The sequence below is a fragment of the Streptomyces sp. NPDC088157 genome (assembly GCF_044741545.1).
GTDB lineage: Bacteria > Actinomycetota > Actinomycetes > Streptomycetales > Streptomycetaceae > Streptomyces.
Genome location: NZ_JBIUSU010000005.1, coordinates 696,625 through 712,030, shown reverse-complemented (window position 1 = coordinate 712,030; position 15,406 = coordinate 696,625). Strand labels below are relative to the sequence as shown.

Below are 15,406 nucleotides of genomic sequence, written 5' to 3'. Positions count from 1 at the left end.
TGTGTAAGCACGAATTCCACGTGATGCCGCCCATATGGGGGATGCCCTCAGACCCGAAATCGGTGTATGTAGGACTCAGGGGTCATCAGTCGCACCAGTCATCACAGAAGGTGATCTTCCGCATCGTACGCAAACCTTGTGGACCTGCCGTACGACCGCGGTGAAGCCAGTGCAATGATGAGCCCGCCATGTCTGCCCCCCACAGCGAGCGCTCCATTCGCGATCTACGACTGCCGCGGGCCGCGGTGTTCGCCGCGGTCTGCGTCGTGCTGGCCGCCGCCGGGCACACCATGGCCTCCTGCGCCACGGTTCCGCTGTGGACACTGGGCGCGGGCTTCCTGGGCGTCCTCGCGGTCGTGGTACCGCTCGCCGGACGCGAACGGTCGCTGCCGGGCATGGCGGTGCTGCTCGCGGTCGGACAGACCGTGCTGCACACGCTGTTCGGACTCGGTCAGCACACCGCCGCCGTCTCCGCCTCCATGTCCTCTTCGGCCTCCGCTTCCGTCTCCACCGCGTCGTCGGTGATGTCCGACGCCACGCTCGTCGAACGCGCGGCCCGGCTGGTGTGCGGAGCCACGGCGGCGGCGATCAGCCCCGCCCAGGCCCAGAAGATCCTCGTCGACGCACGGCTCTACACGAGCACCGGCGGCACCGGAAACGCCGGCGGCGACATGGACATGAGCGGCATGAGCGGGATGGGTTCCACGCACCATCCCGCCGACGCGCTGGCCACCGCCGGCTCGTCGATGTCCTTGCTGCCGTCCCTGCCCATGCTGCTCGGCCACGTGCTCGCGGCCGTCGCCGCCGGATGGCTGCTGCGACGCGGCGACACGGCCCTGCTGCGGCTGCTCGCCCTGTCGGCCCACGGCGTCGCCGAGGGGGCGCTCGTACGCTCCCTGCGCGGGGCGCTCGCGCTGGTGCGCGCCCTGCTCGCCGGGCTGCCCGCCGCTCCCGGAGCGGGACCGCGCCTCCCGCGCACCGCCCTGCGCGCGGCGCCCGCACCGCGTACCACCGCACTCGAGCACTCGGTGATCAGACGCGGACCACCGGCCGTACCCGTTCTCGTCCTCGCTGCCTGACGCGACACGACCAGCACTCCACCGGGGGGGGCGGCCGCTGTCGTGCGGCACGCGCGCGTGCGCACGTTCGTGCCCACGCCTCTCCTCACCCGCAGATTCACTCAGAGTGGAGTGCTCGCTGTCATGAAGGCCTCTCGTATCGCCTCCCGCGTCGCCGCCGCCGCCGTCGCCGGTTCCGCCGTTCTCGTCCTGTCGTCGCCCGCCTTCGCGCACGTCAGCGTCGCCGCCGAGGGCAGCGCCGCCAAGGGCGGCTACGCGGTCGTCGACTTCAAGGTTCCCAACGAGCGGGACAACGCCTCGACCACCAAGCTCGAGGTCGCCTTCCCGACCGACCACCCGCTGGCCTCCGCGATGCCGGAGCCGATCAACGGCTGGAAGATCGACGTCACCAAGGCGAAGCTCGCCAAGCCCATCGAGCTGCACGGCAAGCAGATCTCCGAGGCCGTCTCCAAGATCACCTGGACCGCCACCGGCAAGGGTGTCGAGGCCGGCTACTTCCAGAAGTTCCCGGTCTCCATCGGCGCGCTCCCCGAGGACGCCGACGAACTCGTCTTCAAGGCGATCCAGACGTACTCCAACAAGGAGGTCGTGCGCTGGATCGAGGTCCAGGAGGACGGCGCGGAGGAGCCGGAGAACCCGGCCCCGGTGCTCGCCCTGGCCGCCGCCTCCGAGGGCGGTCACCACGGTGCGAGCGCCGAGGAGGCGTCCGACAAGTCCGACGACGCCGAGGCGGCCGGCACCACCGAGGCGGCCTCCGACTCCGACAACAGCGACACCACCGCCCGGGTCCTCGGCGTGGTCGGCATCGTCGTCGGCGCCGCCGGTGTGGCGTACGGCGTGCTCGCCGGCCGCCGTCGGACCACGGCCGACGCCTGAACCCACCCCCGCGCCGGGCCACCGCAGTCGCCCGGCGCATGCTCCTCGACGGTGCGCGCCGAGGCCCGTACGCCCTGTCGGACATCCCGCCCCGCGCACCCCGGTGCACGCCCGAGTTCACACATCTGGGACATTTTTCTATGCGCAAGAAGACGTTCGCCGTGGCCGCGCTGCTCGCCGCCGCCACCCTCACCCTCTCCGCCTGCGGCACCGGCGACAGCAGCAGCCCCGTCGCCGTCGTCTCCGAGGACGGCAAGCAGCAGGCCGCGACCGTGCTCGACCAGCCCTTCACCAAGCCCGACCTGGTGCTCACCGACACCCAGGGCAAGAGTTACGACCTGCGCAAGGAGACCGCGGGCCACCCGACGCTGATCTACTTCGGTTACACCAACTGCCCGGACGTCTGCCCGCTGACGATGAGCAACATCGCCGTCGCCAAGAAGCAGCTGTCCAAGGCCGCGCAGGACGAACTGCGCGTCGTCTTCGTCACCACCGACCCGGACCGCGACACCCCGGCCGCCCTCGGCAAGTGGCTCAAGGGCATCGACCCGCAGGTCGTGGGCCTGAGCGGGAAGTTCGCGGCCATCCAGGCCGCCGCGCGCACCCTCGGCATCTCCGTCGAGGCACCGCACAAGGACAAGAACGGCAAGATCGTCTCCACCCACGGCACCCAGGTCGTCGCCTTCTCCCCGAAGACGGACGGCGGATACCTCCTGTACGGCGAGGACGCCACCGTCGACGACTACACCAAGGATCTCCCCAAGATCGTCAAGGGCGAGAACCCGTGAGGCGTCCGAAGCCCGTGCGGCCCGCGCGGCTGCTCACCGTGCCCGCCGCAGTGATCACCGGCGCGCTGCTGCTCGCGGGGTGCGGGTCGGACTCCGACGGGCAAGCCGAACTGTCCGTCCGGGCCGCCTACATCCCGCAGCCGCTCTCCGACACCATGGCCGCCGGTTTCCTGACCATCGTCAACAAGGGCGGCGCCAAGGACGAGCTGACCTCCGTCACGAGCGCCGCAGCGGGCAGCGTCACCCTCCACGAGACCGTCGGGTCGTCGATGGAGGAGGTCACATCCCTGGACGTGCCCGCACACGGTCAACTCGTGTTCAAGAGCGGCGGAAACCACCTGATGTTCGAGAAGCTGAAGAGCAGGCCGGTGCAGGGCGACAAAGTGACCGTCGAACTGCACTTCGCCACGTCCGACCCCGTCGAGGTCGAGATTCCGGTGGAGTCCGCCACGTACAACCCGAAGACCGGCCACTGAGGGAGGGACCACCTTGACGCAGACCATCGCCCCCCGCGTCCGGATGCTCGTGCTGCTGTTCCTGGCGGTCACCGGCGCACTCCTGGCCGGCGCCGGGCCCGCATCCGCGCATGCCGCGCTGACCGGCAGCGACCCCGCGCAGGGAGTGGTGGTCGACGAGGCGCCCACACAGGTGTCGCTGACCTTCTCCGAGACCGTCTCCATGAACGACGACTCGCTGCGCGTCCTGGACCCCAAGGGCGCCCGGGTCGACACCGGCAAGCCGTCCGGGATCAGCGGCACGACCTACGCCGTACAGCTGCACTCGGGGCTGCCCGACGGCACCTACACGGTGACCTATCAGGTGGTGTCCGCCGACAGCCACCCCGTCGCCGGCGCCTACACCTTCTCCATCGGCTCCCCCTCCAAGACCAGCGTCTCGGTGTCCGACCGGAAGGCCGGCGGCGGAGTCGTCGGCGGGCTCTACGGCTTCGGCCGGTACGTGTCGTACGCCGGCTTCATCGTGCTGGTCGGCGGGGCCGCCTTCGTGCTGGCCTGCTGGCAGCGCGGCACCGGCGTTCGGGCCCTGCAACGGCTCGTCGTCTCCGGCTGGCTCGCGATGACCGCGGCCACCCTGTTCCTGCTCCTCCTGCGCGGCTCCTACACGACCTCCGGCAAGGTCGGCGACGTCTTCGACCTCGACCTCCTCGGGGAGGTCCTGCAGACCAAGACGGGCGCTGCCCTGGTGTCCCGGCTGCTGCTGCTCGCCGCGGCCGCGCTGTTCATCGCCGTGCTCTTCGGCGCGTACGACAAGCGCGAGGGCGACGAGAAGCGGGACCTGACCTTCGGACTCGCCATCGGCGGGACCGTGGTGGCCGCCGGGCTCGCGGCGAGCTGGGCCATGGCCGAGCACGCCTCGACCGGATTGCAGCCGGGCATCGCGATGCCGGTCGACGTGCTGCACCTGCTGGCCGTCGCGACCTGGCTCGGCGGACTCACCGCGCTGCTCGTCGCCCTGTACCGGGCGCCCGCCGACCGGCCCGTCGAGACCTCCGCCGCGCGCCGCTTCTCCCGGCTGGCCTTCAGCAGCGTCCTCGTCGTGGTCGCCACCGGCACCTACCAGTCCTGGCGCCAGCTCGGCTCCTGGTCCGCCTTCACCGACACCCGCTACGGCCAACTGCTGCTCGTCAAGATCGGACTGGTGGCGCTGCTCGTCGGCATCGCGTGGATCTCGCGACGCTGGACCGCACGGCTGGCGGACACGACGGCCGAGGAAGCGGTACGGACGTCCGCACCCGAGAAGGAACGCGTCGCGGCATCGGCAGGCGCCGGCGACACCGCCAAGCAGGCGTCCGGCGACACCGAGGTCGGTTCCGCGAGCACCGAGTCCGACTCCGGGAGCGCCGAGGCCGGCCCGGGAAGCACCGAGCGGGCCGCACAGCTCGCCCGGCAGCAGGCCGCCGTCGACGCCACCCGGCAGAAGCGGCTGCGGGACTCCGACCCCCGCCGCTTCGGCCTGCGTCGCTCGGTGCTCGCCGAGGCCGGCGTCGCCGTGGTGGTGCTCGCCGTGACCACCGTCCTGACGTCCACCGAACCCGGCCGTACGGAGCAGGACGCCGCCAAGGCCACCCGGTCCTCGTCCTCCGCGGCGGACTCCGCCTCGGGCGCCCTGACACTGGACATGTCGTTCGACACCGGCGGTACGGACGGCAAGGGCGTGGTCAGCGTCGACCTCGACCCGGCACGTACCGGCGCCAACGAGATGCACGTCTATGTGACCCGGCCCAACGGCCGCGCCTTCGACGTGCCCGAGGTCAAGGTCGCCTTCACCCTCGAGGCGAAGAGCATCGGGCCACTGCCCGTCGTCCCCGACCACATCGCCACCGGCCACTGGTCGGCGAACGGCGTGCAGATCCCCATGGCCGGCGAGTGGGAGGTCGCCGTCACCGTGCGGACCTCCGACATCGACCAGGTGACCGTCTCCAAGAACGCGCAGATCGGCTGAACCGCACCATGCCCGACCAGTCCATTCCGCAGTCCCTTCCCGAGGCCCGTACCCCCCTGGAAGCAGAAGAGGGCGTCCCCTCGCAGACCCCCTCCCCCGAGGGTCTGACGCGGCGCAGGCTGCTCGGCACCGCCGGTGCCACCGGGCTCGCGCTCGGCGCGGTCGGCGGTGCCGTCGGCTACACGGCCGCGCCCTCGCAGGCGACGCCGCTGTCCTCGATCGGCGCCGACGAGGCGATGTTCCACGTGAAACATCAGCCCGGGATCACCCAGGGCCTTCAGGCCCGCGGCCATCTCATCGCCTTCGACCTCGCGGCCGGCGCGGGTCGCAAGGAGGCCGCCGCACTGCTGCGCCGCTGGTCGGAGACGGCCAGGCGGCTGATGGCCGGCGAGGCCGCCGGCCACGACGACACGGACGTGGCACGGGACGCCGGACCTTCCTCGCTGACGGTGACCTTCGGTTTCGGCAATAGCTTCTTCGCCCGCACCGGCCTGGAGAAGCAGCGCCCGGTCGCCCTGGATCCGCTCCCCGACTTCTCCTCCGACCACCTCGACAAGACGCGCAGCAACGGCGACCTGTGGGTGCAGATCGGAGCGAACGACGCCCTGGTCGCCTTTCACGCCCTGCGCGCGATCCAGAAGGACGCGGGCAGCGCGGCGAAGGTCCGCTGGCAGATGAACGGCTTCAACCGGACGCCGGGCGCCACCGCCCACCCCATGACGGCCCGCAACCTCATGGGCCAGATGGACGGCACCCGCAATCCCAAGCCGGCCGACTCCGACTTCGACCAGCGCATCTTCGTTCCGGCGAACACCACGAAGGACCCGGCGTGGATGGCCGACGGCTCCTACGCCGTCGTACGCCGCATCCGCATGCTCCTCGACGACTGGGAGAAGCTGTCGGTCACGGCGCAGGAGCAGGTCATCGGGCGCCGCAAGTCCGACGGGGCGGCGCTGACCGGCGGCGCCGAGACGACCGACATGGACCTCGAGAAAACCGACGCCAACGGCGATCTGGTCGTCCCGATCAACGCGCACGCCCGCATCACCCGCCCCGACCAGAACGGCGGAGCGGCCATGCTGCGGCGGCCCTTCTCCTACCACGACGGCATCGACCCGGACGGCACTCCGGACGCGGGTCTGCTGTTCGTCTGCTGGCAGGCGGATCCGCTGCGCGGCTTCGTCACCGTGCAACGCAAGCTGGACCGCGGTGACGCCCTGTCGAAGTACATCCGCCACGAATCGAGCGGCCTGTTCGCGGTGCCGGGCGGGGCCGCTGAGGGGGAGTACGTGGGGCAGCGGCTGCTGGAGGCGTGAAGTTACGCCCAGTCGTGCGGATTCATTCCTGCGAGGGGCAGTCGTGAGACACGTACGTCTGCTTCGGCAAGGGCCATTAGGGTGAGGTCATGCCAGCGAGCTATGCGTATCTCGGCCCCGAGGGCACCTTCACGGAGGTCGCCCTGCGCACGCTTCCGGAGGCGGCCACCCGGCAGCTGATCCCGTACGTGTCGGTGCAGTCCGCGCTCGACGCGGTGCGCACCGGTGAGGCCGAGGCCGCGTTCGTGCCCATCGAGAACTCCGTCGAGGGCGGCATCACCACGACCCTGGACGAGCTGGTCGCGGGCACACCGCTGATGATCTACCGCGAAGTGCTGCTGTCGATCACCTTCGCGCTGCTGGTCCGGCCCGGCACAAAGGTCGCGGACATCAAGACGGTCTCCGCGCATCCGGCCGCGCAGCCGCAGGTGCGCAACTGGCTGAGGGCGAATCTGCCGGAAGCCGTCTGGGAATCGGCCGCGTCGAACGCGGACGCCGCCCGGCTGGTCCAAGAGGGCCGTTACGACGCCGCCTTCGCGGGCGAGTTCGCGGCCACCCGGTACGGGCTGACCGCCCTGGAGACCGGGATCCACGACGCAGAGAACGCCCAGACCCGGTTCGTGCTGGTGGGCAGGCCCGCCCGGCCCGCGGCACCGACCGGCGCGGACAAGACGTCCGTCGTGCTGTGGCAGCGCGACGACCATCCCGGCGGCCTGCGCGACCTGCTGGGCGAGTTCGCCACCCGGGGCGTCAACCTCATGCTGCTCCAGTCGCGGCCGACGGGCGCCGGTATCGGCAACTACTGCTTCTGCATCGACGCCGAGGGGCACATCTCCGACCGCCGGATGGCCGAAGCGCTCATGGGCCTGAAGCGGATCTGCCGAGAGGTCCGCTTCCTGGGCTCGTACCCGCGTGCGGAAGTGAGCGTGGCGGACGTGGCGGCTGCGCTGCCCGGGACCTCGGACGAGGAGTTCGTGGCGGCGGCGGACTGGGTGGCACGCTGCCAGGACGGCCGGTTCTAGGAGCGGTCCTTGCCGACTCCGAGAGCGGTTCCGGCCGGTCTCGGGGATCGTGGCGACCGGCTACGGCAGTTGTTGCGACCGAGCCCGGCAGCGGTATCGGACGGTCTTGAGGGCCGTAGCGGACCTCCTGAGAGCCGTGGCGGCCTGCCCTCACAGCTGGTCTTATCTGCACATCTTCGTTATCCACAGAAGTTATCCACAGGCATGGTTCTCGACCTGGGGACAAGTCGACAACGAAGTGCCGTCAAGTCGACAAATCGCCCTACGGCACCCCGCATGACCCCCACGCCCCGCGTCACCCTTCGTCCATCTGTTTCCTTCGATCATTCCTTTGGGGGACCCATTTCCACCCGAAAGTGGGTCCGAGGCGGGTTTGGGCAAGGAATTCATCGCCCGGCAAGGCCGTATCGGAATGATCAATTCCAATGTCCACAGATCTTTCGCACACCCTGTGGATAACTATTCCGAGCATGCGGGTGCCTGTGGACAACACCTGCCCCAAGTCCCCTCTCCCGCAAGGGAATCGGGTCAATGAGACGCCCGCCACATGCCCCGTCCCAGGGAGTGAGACACTTTTCCTTGACACGCTGGGCAATTCACTCATAACGCAACGTAAGCCGTGATTCGGAACCGTCCGCGCCTGGTGGGTAATGGTGTCGTGAGCCGCAACCCCACACGGGTAGCCTTGGCCGCGTGATTGACCTTCGCCTGCTCCGTGAGGACCCCGACCGTGTGCGCGCGTCCCAGCGCGCCCGTGGAGAGGACGTCGCGCTCGTCGACTCCCTCCTCTCCGCCGACCAGCGGCGCAGGTCGTCCGGCGTCCGCTTCGACGAGCTGCGCGCCGAGCAGAGGTCGCTCGGCAAGCTCATCCCCAAGGCCTCCGCGGACGAGAAGGCCGAGCTGCTGAAGAAGGCGAGCCAGCTCGCCGCCGACGTCAAGGTGGCCGACGCCGAGCGTGACGCCGCCGACGCCGAGACCCAGGAGCTCCTCCAGCGGCTCGGCAACCTCGTCCACCCCGACGTGCCCGTGGGCGGCGAGGAGGACTTCGTCACCCTCGAGACCCACGGCACGATCCGCGACTTCGGCGCCGAGGGCTTCGATCCCAAGGATCACCTGGAGCTCGGCCAGATCCTCGGCGCGATCGACGTCGAGCGCGGCGCCAAGGTCTCCGGCTCGCGCTTCTACTTCCTCACCGGCGTCGGCGCCCTGCTCGAGCTGGCCCTGGTCAACGCGGCGATCGCCCAGGCCACGGCGGCCGGCTTCACCCCGATGCTGACGCCCGCCCTGGTCCGTCCCCAGTCGATGGCGGGCACCGGCTTCCTCGGCCAGGCGGCACAGGACGTCTACCACCTCGACAAGGACGACCTCTACCTGGTCGGCACCTCCGAGGTTCCCCTCGCCGCGTACCACATGGACGAGATCATCGACGCGGACAAGCTCCCGCTGCGTTATGCGGGCTTCTCGCCCTGCTTCCGCCGCGAGGCCGGCTCGCACGGCAAGGACACCAAGGGCATCTTCCGCGTCCACCAGTTCGACAAGGTGGAGATGTTCTCGTATGTCACGCCCGAGGACTCGCAGGCCGAGCACCAGCGCCTGCTGGCGTGGGAGAAGCAGTGGCTGTCCTCGCTGGAGCTGCCGTTCCGGGTCATCGACGTCGCCTCCGGTGACCTCGGCTCCTCGGCCGCCCGCAAGTTCGACTGCGAGGCGTGGATCCCGACGCAGGGCAAGTACCGCGAGCTGACGTCGACCTCGGACTGCACCGAGTTCCAGTCCCGCCGGTTGTCGATCCGGGTCCGGGAGGGCAAGCAGGTCCGCCCGCTGGCCACGCTCAACGGCACGCTGTGCGCCGTCCCGCGCACGATCGTCGCGATCCTCGAGAACCACCAGCAGCCCGACGGTTCCGTGTACGTGCCCGAGGTGCTGCGCCCCTACCTCGGCGGCCGTGAGGTTCTGGAGCCGGTGGCCAAGTGACCACCGCCTTCCCCTACCGCCTCATCGCCACCGACCTCGACGGAACACTCCTGCGCTCCGACGAGTCGATCTCCCGGCGCACCCGTGACGCCCTCGCCGCGGCCACCGCGGCGGGCGCCGCGCACATCGTGGTGACCGGCCGCGGGGTCCGCTGGACCCGGCACATCCTCGACGACCTCGGCTACGACGGCCTCGCGGTCTGCGGTCAGGGCGCCCAGGTCTACGACGCCGGTTCACACCGCCTGCTGACCTCGGTGACCCTGGACCGGCAGCTGGCCGGGGTGGCGCTGGCCAAGATCGAGGCCGAGGTCGGCCCGCTGCACCTGGCGGCGAGCCGTGACGGCCTCGACGGGGACGTGCTCGTCGGCCCCGGTTACGCGCTCGCCGGGACGCTGCCGGCGACGCCGTTCACCGATGCGTCCGATCTCTGGTCCGCCCCGCTGGGCAAGATCTACATACAGCATCCGGACCTCTCGGACGACGCGCTGGCCGAGGCGGCCCGGCGGGCCGCGGGCGGCTTCGTCACGGTCGCGATGGCCGGCGCGGGCATCGTGGAGCTGCTCCCCCTGGGCCTCTCCAAAGCCACGGGCCTGTCTCTGGCAGCCCGCCGCCTGGGCCTGAAGGCCGCCGACACGATCGCCTTCGGCGACATGCCCAACGACATCCCCATGTTCGCCTGGGCGTCCCGAGGCGTAGCCATGGCCAACGCCCACAACGAACTGAAGGCCGTGGCGGACGAGGTGACAGCCTCCAACGACGAGGACGGCATCGCCTCAACACTGGAGCACCTGCTCCCCGCATAGGCATCGCAGCCGCTCCACCCCAAGGCACCGCGTCCTGCGCCGCAAGAGACGCACCGACCGCCGTGGACGATCTCGAACGCGGAGGCACGGGGGAGACCCGCCGACAAGAAACACACCCCAGGCGACCAGGCACACACGACTGCGGGGACGCACCGGTGGCCGCAGCCGACCAGAGGCGCGGGCCGCCGGGCCGCACCATCGCCGTGGACAACCAGAGGCGCGGGGCGCCAGGCCGCACCATCGCCGTAGGCGACCAGAAACGTAGACGACCAGAAACGTAGACGACCAGGAACGTAGGCCACCGCAGCCCACGGGGCCGCACCGATCGCCGTGGACGACCAGAAGCGTGGGGCCGCCGGGCCGCACCATCGCCGTGGGCGACCAGAAACGTAGACGACCAGGAACGTAGGCCACCGCAGCCCACGGGGCCGCACCGATCGCCGTAGGCGATCAGGGGCGCGGGGAACTGCGCGACCAGCCACGACGCACCCGCACACGCACCGCACCCGAAAAGCCCACCGGCACAACCCCGCCAAGTCCCAGTGACAACGCCTCGCGGAGGATGCACGGATCGAACGTGCGCGGGGAAATCCCCGACCACGGCTTAGCAAGCCGGTGCCTTGCCTCTCGGCCAATCCTCCGGGTGGGCGGCCCACGCGAGAGCGACGTCGCGTGCTCGAAGCGGCCGCCCCGGGCAGCTCCCTGTGCGGTGCGGGTTCGACGGAGGGGTAACTACTCCGCGACCCGCCGTCGGCTGCCCTGAAGGGAACTCGACGAACTGTCGTGCATGGACATCGTCGAGCTCCTCTCCCGGTCTGTGACGCCGGATCACTTCCGGCCCTGCGGGTACAACCACTGTGCCCGCGGGACGACTTGGGCGCCACCGAATAAAACAGCCGTGCGAACACCGAGGCCGAACCGAGCTACCGGGCGGAGCTGCAGGCGCGAGTTACCGGCGGCGCCATCTGCGGCGCCGTGCCTTGCTGAAGAACCAGCCCGCGGGCGGCTCGTCGGACCGCCAGGGCTGCGGCTCGGGTTCCTCCGCGCGCCAGCGTGCGGCCAGCATCCGGGCCCGGGCGGACGGTTCGGACGTCCCGGCGGCCCGTATGAACTCCTCGTCCAGGACGAGGTCGTTCCAGACCTCGCCCTCGGACCGCTCGCGACCGCCGCTCACCGGATCGTCGTCCGCCATCCCCGCCCTCCTAGCCATATCCGCTTCGTCCAGTGTGCCGGGGCCCAGGTGAAGCCGCCGTCAAGAACAACCGGTCCGGCACCCGCCGGGTCCGATCACTCCTCACCCGCGAGCTTCAGCGCCCGCAGTTTCTGTCCCGCGTACCAGGTGGACAGTGCGGTCACCACGACCAGCAGCACCGTCGCCGTGGTCAGGCCGACGTCGGAGGTGACGAGGTCTCCGCCGGCCACCTTGTGGGCGACGGCAAGCGACCACTGCTGGATGCTGAGCGTGCGCGCACCCGGCACCAGGGAGCCGAACAGGGCCTCCCAGACGAGGGCGTAGACCAGGCCGAAGACCACCGCGTGCCGGGACACCGTGCCCAGCAGCAGGAAGACCGCCGCGTAGGCGATGGAGGAGACCAGCGCGGCCACCGTGTAGGCGACGGCGATCTGCTGGCCGTTGCCGTTGAGGATGAAGCCGGCGATGAGCGTGGGCAGCGCCGAGAACACCATCGTCACGGCGATCGCCACGATCAGCTTGGTGAAGATGATCGTCGGCCGCTTCAGCGGCTTGGACAGCAGGTACACCACCGAACCGTCGTCGATCTCCGGGCCGATCGCGCCCGTGCCCGCGATGACGCCGATGATCGGCACCATGGTGGCGAGCGCGAGCCCGCCGAGCAGGTCGGACGCCGTCTGGTCGTCGGCGCCGGCGAGGCCGCGCACCACCACGGAGATGGCGATCAGCAGGAGGGGCAGGGCGCCCAGGATGAGGGCCCGGCGGCGGCCGAGCAGGGCTCGATAGGTGAGCCGGGCGACTGTGGGGTCGTACATCTTTCGGCCTCCTACGCCGCGACGAGATACGAGAAGACGGACTCGAGGGACTCGTCGGACGGCGAGACCGTCAGCAGCCGGATCCCGTGATCCCTGGCGACCCTCGGCAACAGAGCGGTGAACCGGCCGAAGTCGACGGCCTGGACGCGCAACGCGCCCTCGGCGAGGTCGACTTCGATTCCGGACGTCGACGGGTCGGCGATCAGCGCGGCCGCGAGGGCGCGGTCGTCGCTGGATCGCACCAGGTAGCGGTGCGGGCGGTCGGTCATCAGACGGCGGATCCTGCGGAAGTCACCGCTGGCCGCGTGCCGGCCCGCGACGACCACCTCGATGTGCCAGGCGAGTTGCTCGACCTCTTCGAGGATGTGCGAGGAGAACAGCACGGTGCGGCCCTCGTCGCCCATGCGCCGCAGCAGGTCCATGAGCTGCATGCGCTGCCGCGGGTCCATGCCGTTGAAGGGCTCGTCGAGCAGCAGCAGCGACGGCTCGTGGACAAGGGCGCTGGCCATCTTCACGCGCTGCCGCATGCCCTTGGAGTACGTGGAGATCTTGCGGTCCTGCGCGTACTCCATTTCGACCGTGGCGAGCGCCTTCTGGGCGGCCTTGGCGCCCAGTCCGTGCAACTCGGCGTTGGCGACGACGAATTCGCGGCCGGTGAGGAAGTCGTACATCGCCTCGCGCTCGGGGACGATGCCGATGTGCTTGTAGATGGCCTCGTTGCGCCAGACCTGCTGTCCGTCGAGGGTGACGGTGCCGGTGGAGGGGGCCAGGAAGCCGCCCATCATGTTGATGAGGGTGGACTTTCCGGCGCCGTTGGGGCCGAGCAGGCCGGTGACGCCGGGGCCGATGGTCATGGTGATGTCGTTGACGGCGACCACGTTGCCGAACCAGCGGGAGACGTGGTCGATGCTGAGCGTGGTCACAGTCCGACCCTTCGGTAGCGGCGCATCAGGAGGCCGTAACTCGCGGCGATGAGGCCGAGCACGACGAGGACGTAGACGGCGCCCTCTCCGTTGGACGGGCCGACGGCGCCCGGGAAGGCGGAGGCGGCGCCCAGGAACGCGGACTGCACACCGTCGATGAGGGTGACGGGCGAGAACAGGCCGATCCAGGGAATGGACCCGGTGCTGTTCTGCGCGTCGGCGATGGCCTGGAGCGTGGAGACGGCGCCGTAGGAGATGGTCAGGACGGCGATGACGGCGGCGATGCCGAAGCCGCGCCGCGGGGTCACCGAGGCGATGACCAGGCCGAGGCCGGCGAAGAGCAGCGAGAGCAGGGCCACGGAGACGAGTCCTTGAGCGAATCCCTTGGTCTGGTCGGCGAAGTCGAGCTTCGCCAGCAGCGCGCCGATGTACAGCACCAGCAAGGGGGCGGCGGTGAGCACGAAGAGCGCCGAGGCCAGCGCGGCGAACTTCGCGCGCACGTAGTCCGCGGTCTCGATGGGCCGCGAGAAGTACAGCGGCACGGTCTTGAAGCGCAGGTCGCGCGAGACGGACTGGGGTGCCTGCGAGGCGACGTACAGGCTGATGACGGCCTGCATGATGATCGCGTAACGCGTGTAGTCGACGGGCAGTTCCTTGGCCTTCGTGGCGACGGCGACCGCGACCATGATGGCCGCGGGCACACACATCACCACGAAGAGCAGCATCGGCAGCACCTTGGACTTCACCGAGCGGCCGAGGCCGTAGGCGCCGCGCAGGGACTGCGAGTAAAGGGAGCGGCGGGCGTAGGCGCGGCCCAGACGGGGCCCGTCGTAGCTGCGGTAGCCGATGTTGTGGATGCGGGTCTGGTCACCCGAGGGGGCGGTGACCGGGTGCTCAACTGCCATGGCCGACGGTCTCCTTCCGAGGCTGGTCGTTGCTGGCGTCGCTGTCCGTGAAGACCTCGGAGATGTGGTGCCTGCGCTGTTCCATGCGCACCAGGCCGAGGCCGAGGTCGGCGACCACGTCCCGGACGACGTCGTACGTTTCCTCGCTCTGCGCGGTCAGCAGCAGAACGTGGCCGGCGCCCGGCAGGCCGCTGTTCGCGTCCAGCACGTCCACCCCGCGGGCGTGCAGCGCCTCGCGGACGGCGCGGGTGCCGTCCGGGTGGTCGTCGGTGTCGGTGACCTCGATCGCGAGGGTGGCCGTGGTCTGCGTGAAGTCGGTGGTGGAGCTGGAGCGCAGGAGCTTGCCACCGTCGACGACGACGACGTGGTCGCAGGTCCGCTCCAGTTCACCGAGCAGGTGGGAGGTGACCAGGACCGAGATGCCGAAGTCGGTGTGGATACGGCGGATGAGCCCCAGCATCTCGTCCCGGCCGACCGGGTCGAGGCCGTTGGTCGGTTCGTCCAGGAAGACCAGCTGCGGGTCGTGGACGAGGGCCTGGGCGAGCTTCACGCGCTGTTTCATGCCGGTGGAGTAGCCGCCGATGGGACGGTAGCGCTCCTCGTACAGACCGACGTGGCGCAGGGTGTCGGCGGTGCGCTCGCGCGCGGCGGTGGGCGGCAGGCCGGACATGCGTGCCATGTGCACGACGAACTCGGTGGCCGAGACGTCGGGCGGCAGGCAGTCGTGCTCGGGCATGTAGCCGACCCGCTCGCGGATGTCGGCGCCCCTGCTCGCGACGTCGAGGCCGAGCACCTCGGCTCGGCCCTCCGTGGCGGGCGACAGACCCAGCAGGATCTTGATCAGTGTGGACTTGCCGGCCCCGTTGGCTCCGACGAGGCCGGTCACACCGGGCCCGACGTCCAGGGAGAGCCGGTCAAGAGCGGTCACCCGGGGGAACCGCTTGCTCAGGCTTTCGGTCGCGATCACAGTCACGTCATCGAAAGTAGTGACGCACGCCACGGAAATCGTCAGACCTCAGAGCCGTCTTCACCTCAGACCTCAGATGTACGGGACCGTAAGGGATGCAGTGCCTGAGAGCTACGGGGCGCTGTCCGGGCTTCTCGACAGGGGCGGGACCGTCCTATTGACGCGGCCTCTAACAACTGTCACATTCGGCGATGCCACGTGACGGACGCGTAGCGCTGTGGACCTGGACCGGATGGCGGGAGACGCCGTTCGTCCTTGATCGGGCGCCGGCGTACGAGGGGTACACGGC

Annotated in this window: 14 protein-coding genes and 1 tRNA gene; 9 read left to right on the top strand and 6 right to left on the bottom strand. The window is 70.0% G+C overall.

The features are described 5' to 3' along the window. Positions 1 to 188: 188 nt before the first annotated feature. The 9 genes from ACIPFH_RS23315 to ACIPFH_RS23275 all read left to right on the top strand — a co-directional run bounded on the left by ACIPFH_RS23315 (position 189) and on the right by ACIPFH_RS23275 (position 10,315). Positions 189 to 1,079 carry a hypothetical protein gene (locus ACIPFH_RS23315; RefSeq protein WP_401828967.1) on the top strand — a complete coding sequence of 297 codons (891 nt, stop codon included), beginning with the start codon at positions 189 to 191 and terminating at the stop codon, positions 1,077 to 1,079. 123 nt (positions 1,080 to 1,202) lie between these two features. Beyond that, on the top strand, positions 1,203 to 1,955 hold the full coding sequence (locus tag ACIPFH_RS23310; protein WP_401828964.1) for a YcnI family protein: 753 nt from the start codon (positions 1,203 to 1,205) through the stop codon (positions 1,953 to 1,955). Between the two features lie 140 nt (positions 1,956 to 2,095). Beyond that, complete coding sequence (locus tag ACIPFH_RS23305) at positions 2,096 to 2,743, top strand: SCO family protein (protein WP_401828962.1); 648 nt, start codon at positions 2,096 to 2,098, stop codon at positions 2,741 to 2,743. Continuing rightward, positions 2,740 to 3,219 carry a copper chaperone PCu(A)C gene (locus ACIPFH_RS23300; RefSeq protein ID WP_401828960.1) on the top strand — a complete coding sequence of 160 codons (480 nt, stop codon included), beginning with the start codon at positions 2,740 to 2,742 and terminating at the stop codon, positions 3,217 to 3,219. The genes ACIPFH_RS23305 and ACIPFH_RS23300 overlap by 4 nt, the downstream gene beginning before the upstream one ends. Positions 3,220 to 3,232: 13 nt before the next feature. Then, positions 3,233 to 5,203 (top strand): copper resistance CopC/CopD family protein, encoded by a 1,971-nt coding sequence (locus ACIPFH_RS23295; protein ID WP_401828957.1) that lies wholly within the window; start codon positions 3,233 to 3,235, stop codon positions 5,201 to 5,203. An 8-nt stretch (positions 5,204 to 5,211) separates the two neighbouring features. Continuing rightward, a complete protein-coding gene (gene efeB, locus ACIPFH_RS23290) occupies positions 5,212 to 6,519 on the top strand; it encodes an iron uptake transporter deferrochelatase/peroxidase subunit (RefSeq protein WP_401828955.1) in 1,308 nt (435 codons plus the stop codon). Between the two features lie 89 nt (positions 6,520 to 6,608). Beyond that, the gene (gene pheA, locus ACIPFH_RS23285) at positions 6,609 to 7,541 is read left to right on the top strand and encodes a prephenate dehydratase (RefSeq protein ID WP_401828954.1); all 933 of its coding nucleotides are present in this window, start codon (positions 6,609 to 6,611) and stop codon (positions 7,539 to 7,541) included. A 693-nt stretch (positions 7,542 to 8,234) separates the two neighbouring features. Further along, complete coding sequence (serS, locus tag ACIPFH_RS23280) at positions 8,235 to 9,512, top strand: serine--tRNA ligase (RefSeq protein WP_401828951.1); 1,278 nt, start codon at positions 8,235 to 8,237, stop codon at positions 9,510 to 9,512. Beyond that, entirely contained in the window at positions 9,509 to 10,315 is an 807-nt protein-coding gene (locus tag ACIPFH_RS23275; RefSeq protein ID WP_401828949.1) for an HAD family hydrolase, read from the top strand. The genes serS and ACIPFH_RS23275 overlap by 4 nt, the downstream gene beginning before the upstream one ends. Positions 10,316 to 10,871: 556 nt before the next feature. On the opposite strand, the gene ACIPFH_RS23270 is transcribed toward ACIPFH_RS23275, so the two are convergent. The 6 genes from ACIPFH_RS23270 to ACIPFH_RS23245 all read right to left on the bottom strand — a co-directional run bounded on the left by ACIPFH_RS23270 (position 10,872) and on the right by ACIPFH_RS23245 (position 15,117). Beyond that, positions 10,872 to 10,956, bottom strand: a tRNA-Ser gene (locus ACIPFH_RS23270). A 308-nt stretch (positions 10,957 to 11,264) separates the two neighbouring features. Next, a complete protein-coding gene (locus ACIPFH_RS23265) occupies positions 11,265 to 11,507 on the bottom strand; it encodes a hypothetical protein (protein WP_401828947.1) in 243 nt (80 codons plus the stop codon). Between the two features lie 95 nt (positions 11,508 to 11,602). Beyond that, entirely contained in the window at positions 11,603 to 12,322 is a 720-nt protein-coding gene (locus ACIPFH_RS23260) for an ABC transporter permease (RefSeq protein ID WP_356246907.1), read from the bottom strand. 11 nt (positions 12,323 to 12,333) lie between these two features. Then, positions 12,334 to 13,245, bottom strand: coding sequence for an ABC transporter ATP-binding protein (locus tag ACIPFH_RS23255; RefSeq protein ID WP_356246905.1), 912 nt, complete (start codon positions 13,243 to 13,245; stop codon positions 12,334 to 12,336). Beyond that, positions 13,242 to 14,150 (bottom strand): ABC transporter permease, encoded by a 909-nt coding sequence (locus ACIPFH_RS23250; protein WP_356246903.1) that lies wholly within the window; start codon positions 14,148 to 14,150, stop codon positions 13,242 to 13,244. The genes ACIPFH_RS23255 and ACIPFH_RS23250 overlap by 4 nt, the downstream gene beginning before the upstream one ends. Then, on the bottom strand, positions 14,140 to 15,117 hold the full coding sequence (locus ACIPFH_RS23245; RefSeq protein ID WP_356246977.1) for an ABC transporter ATP-binding protein: 978 nt from the start codon (positions 15,115 to 15,117) through the stop codon (positions 14,140 to 14,142). Before ACIPFH_RS23245 ends, ACIPFH_RS23250 begins: the two co-directional genes overlap by 11 nt. Positions 15,118 to 15,406 lie beyond the last annotated feature (289 nt).

Bases quoted from the DNA above. Each gene is read 5' to 3' on its own strand.
- ACIPFH_RS23250 (WP_356246903.1), bottom strand. From the start codon at position 14,150: ATGGCAGTTGAGCACCCGGTCACCGCCCCCTCGGGTGACCAGACCCGC.
- ACIPFH_RS23315 (WP_401828967.1), top strand. From the start codon at position 189: ATGTCTGCCCCCCACAGCGAGCGCTCCATTCGCGATCTACGACTGCCG.
- ACIPFH_RS23310 (WP_401828964.1), top strand. From the start codon at position 1,203: ATGAAGGCCTCTCGTATCGCCTCCCGCGTCGCCGCCGCCGCCGTCGCC.
- efeB (WP_401828955.1), top strand. From the start codon at position 5,212: ATGCCCGACCAGTCCATTCCGCAGTCCCTTCCCGAGGCCCGTACCCCC.
- pheA (WP_401828954.1), top strand. From the start codon at position 6,609: ATGCCAGCGAGCTATGCGTATCTCGGCCCCGAGGGCACCTTCACGGAG.
- ACIPFH_RS23260 (WP_356246907.1), bottom strand. From the start codon at position 12,322: ATGTACGACCCCACAGTCGCCCGGCTCACCTATCGAGCCCTGCTCGGC.
- ACIPFH_RS23265 (WP_401828947.1), bottom strand. From the start codon at position 11,507: ATGGCGGACGACGATCCGGTGAGCGGCGGTCGCGAGCGGTCCGAGGGC.
- ACIPFH_RS23305 (WP_401828962.1), top strand. From the start codon at position 2,096: ATGCGCAAGAAGACGTTCGCCGTGGCCGCGCTGCTCGCCGCCGCCACC.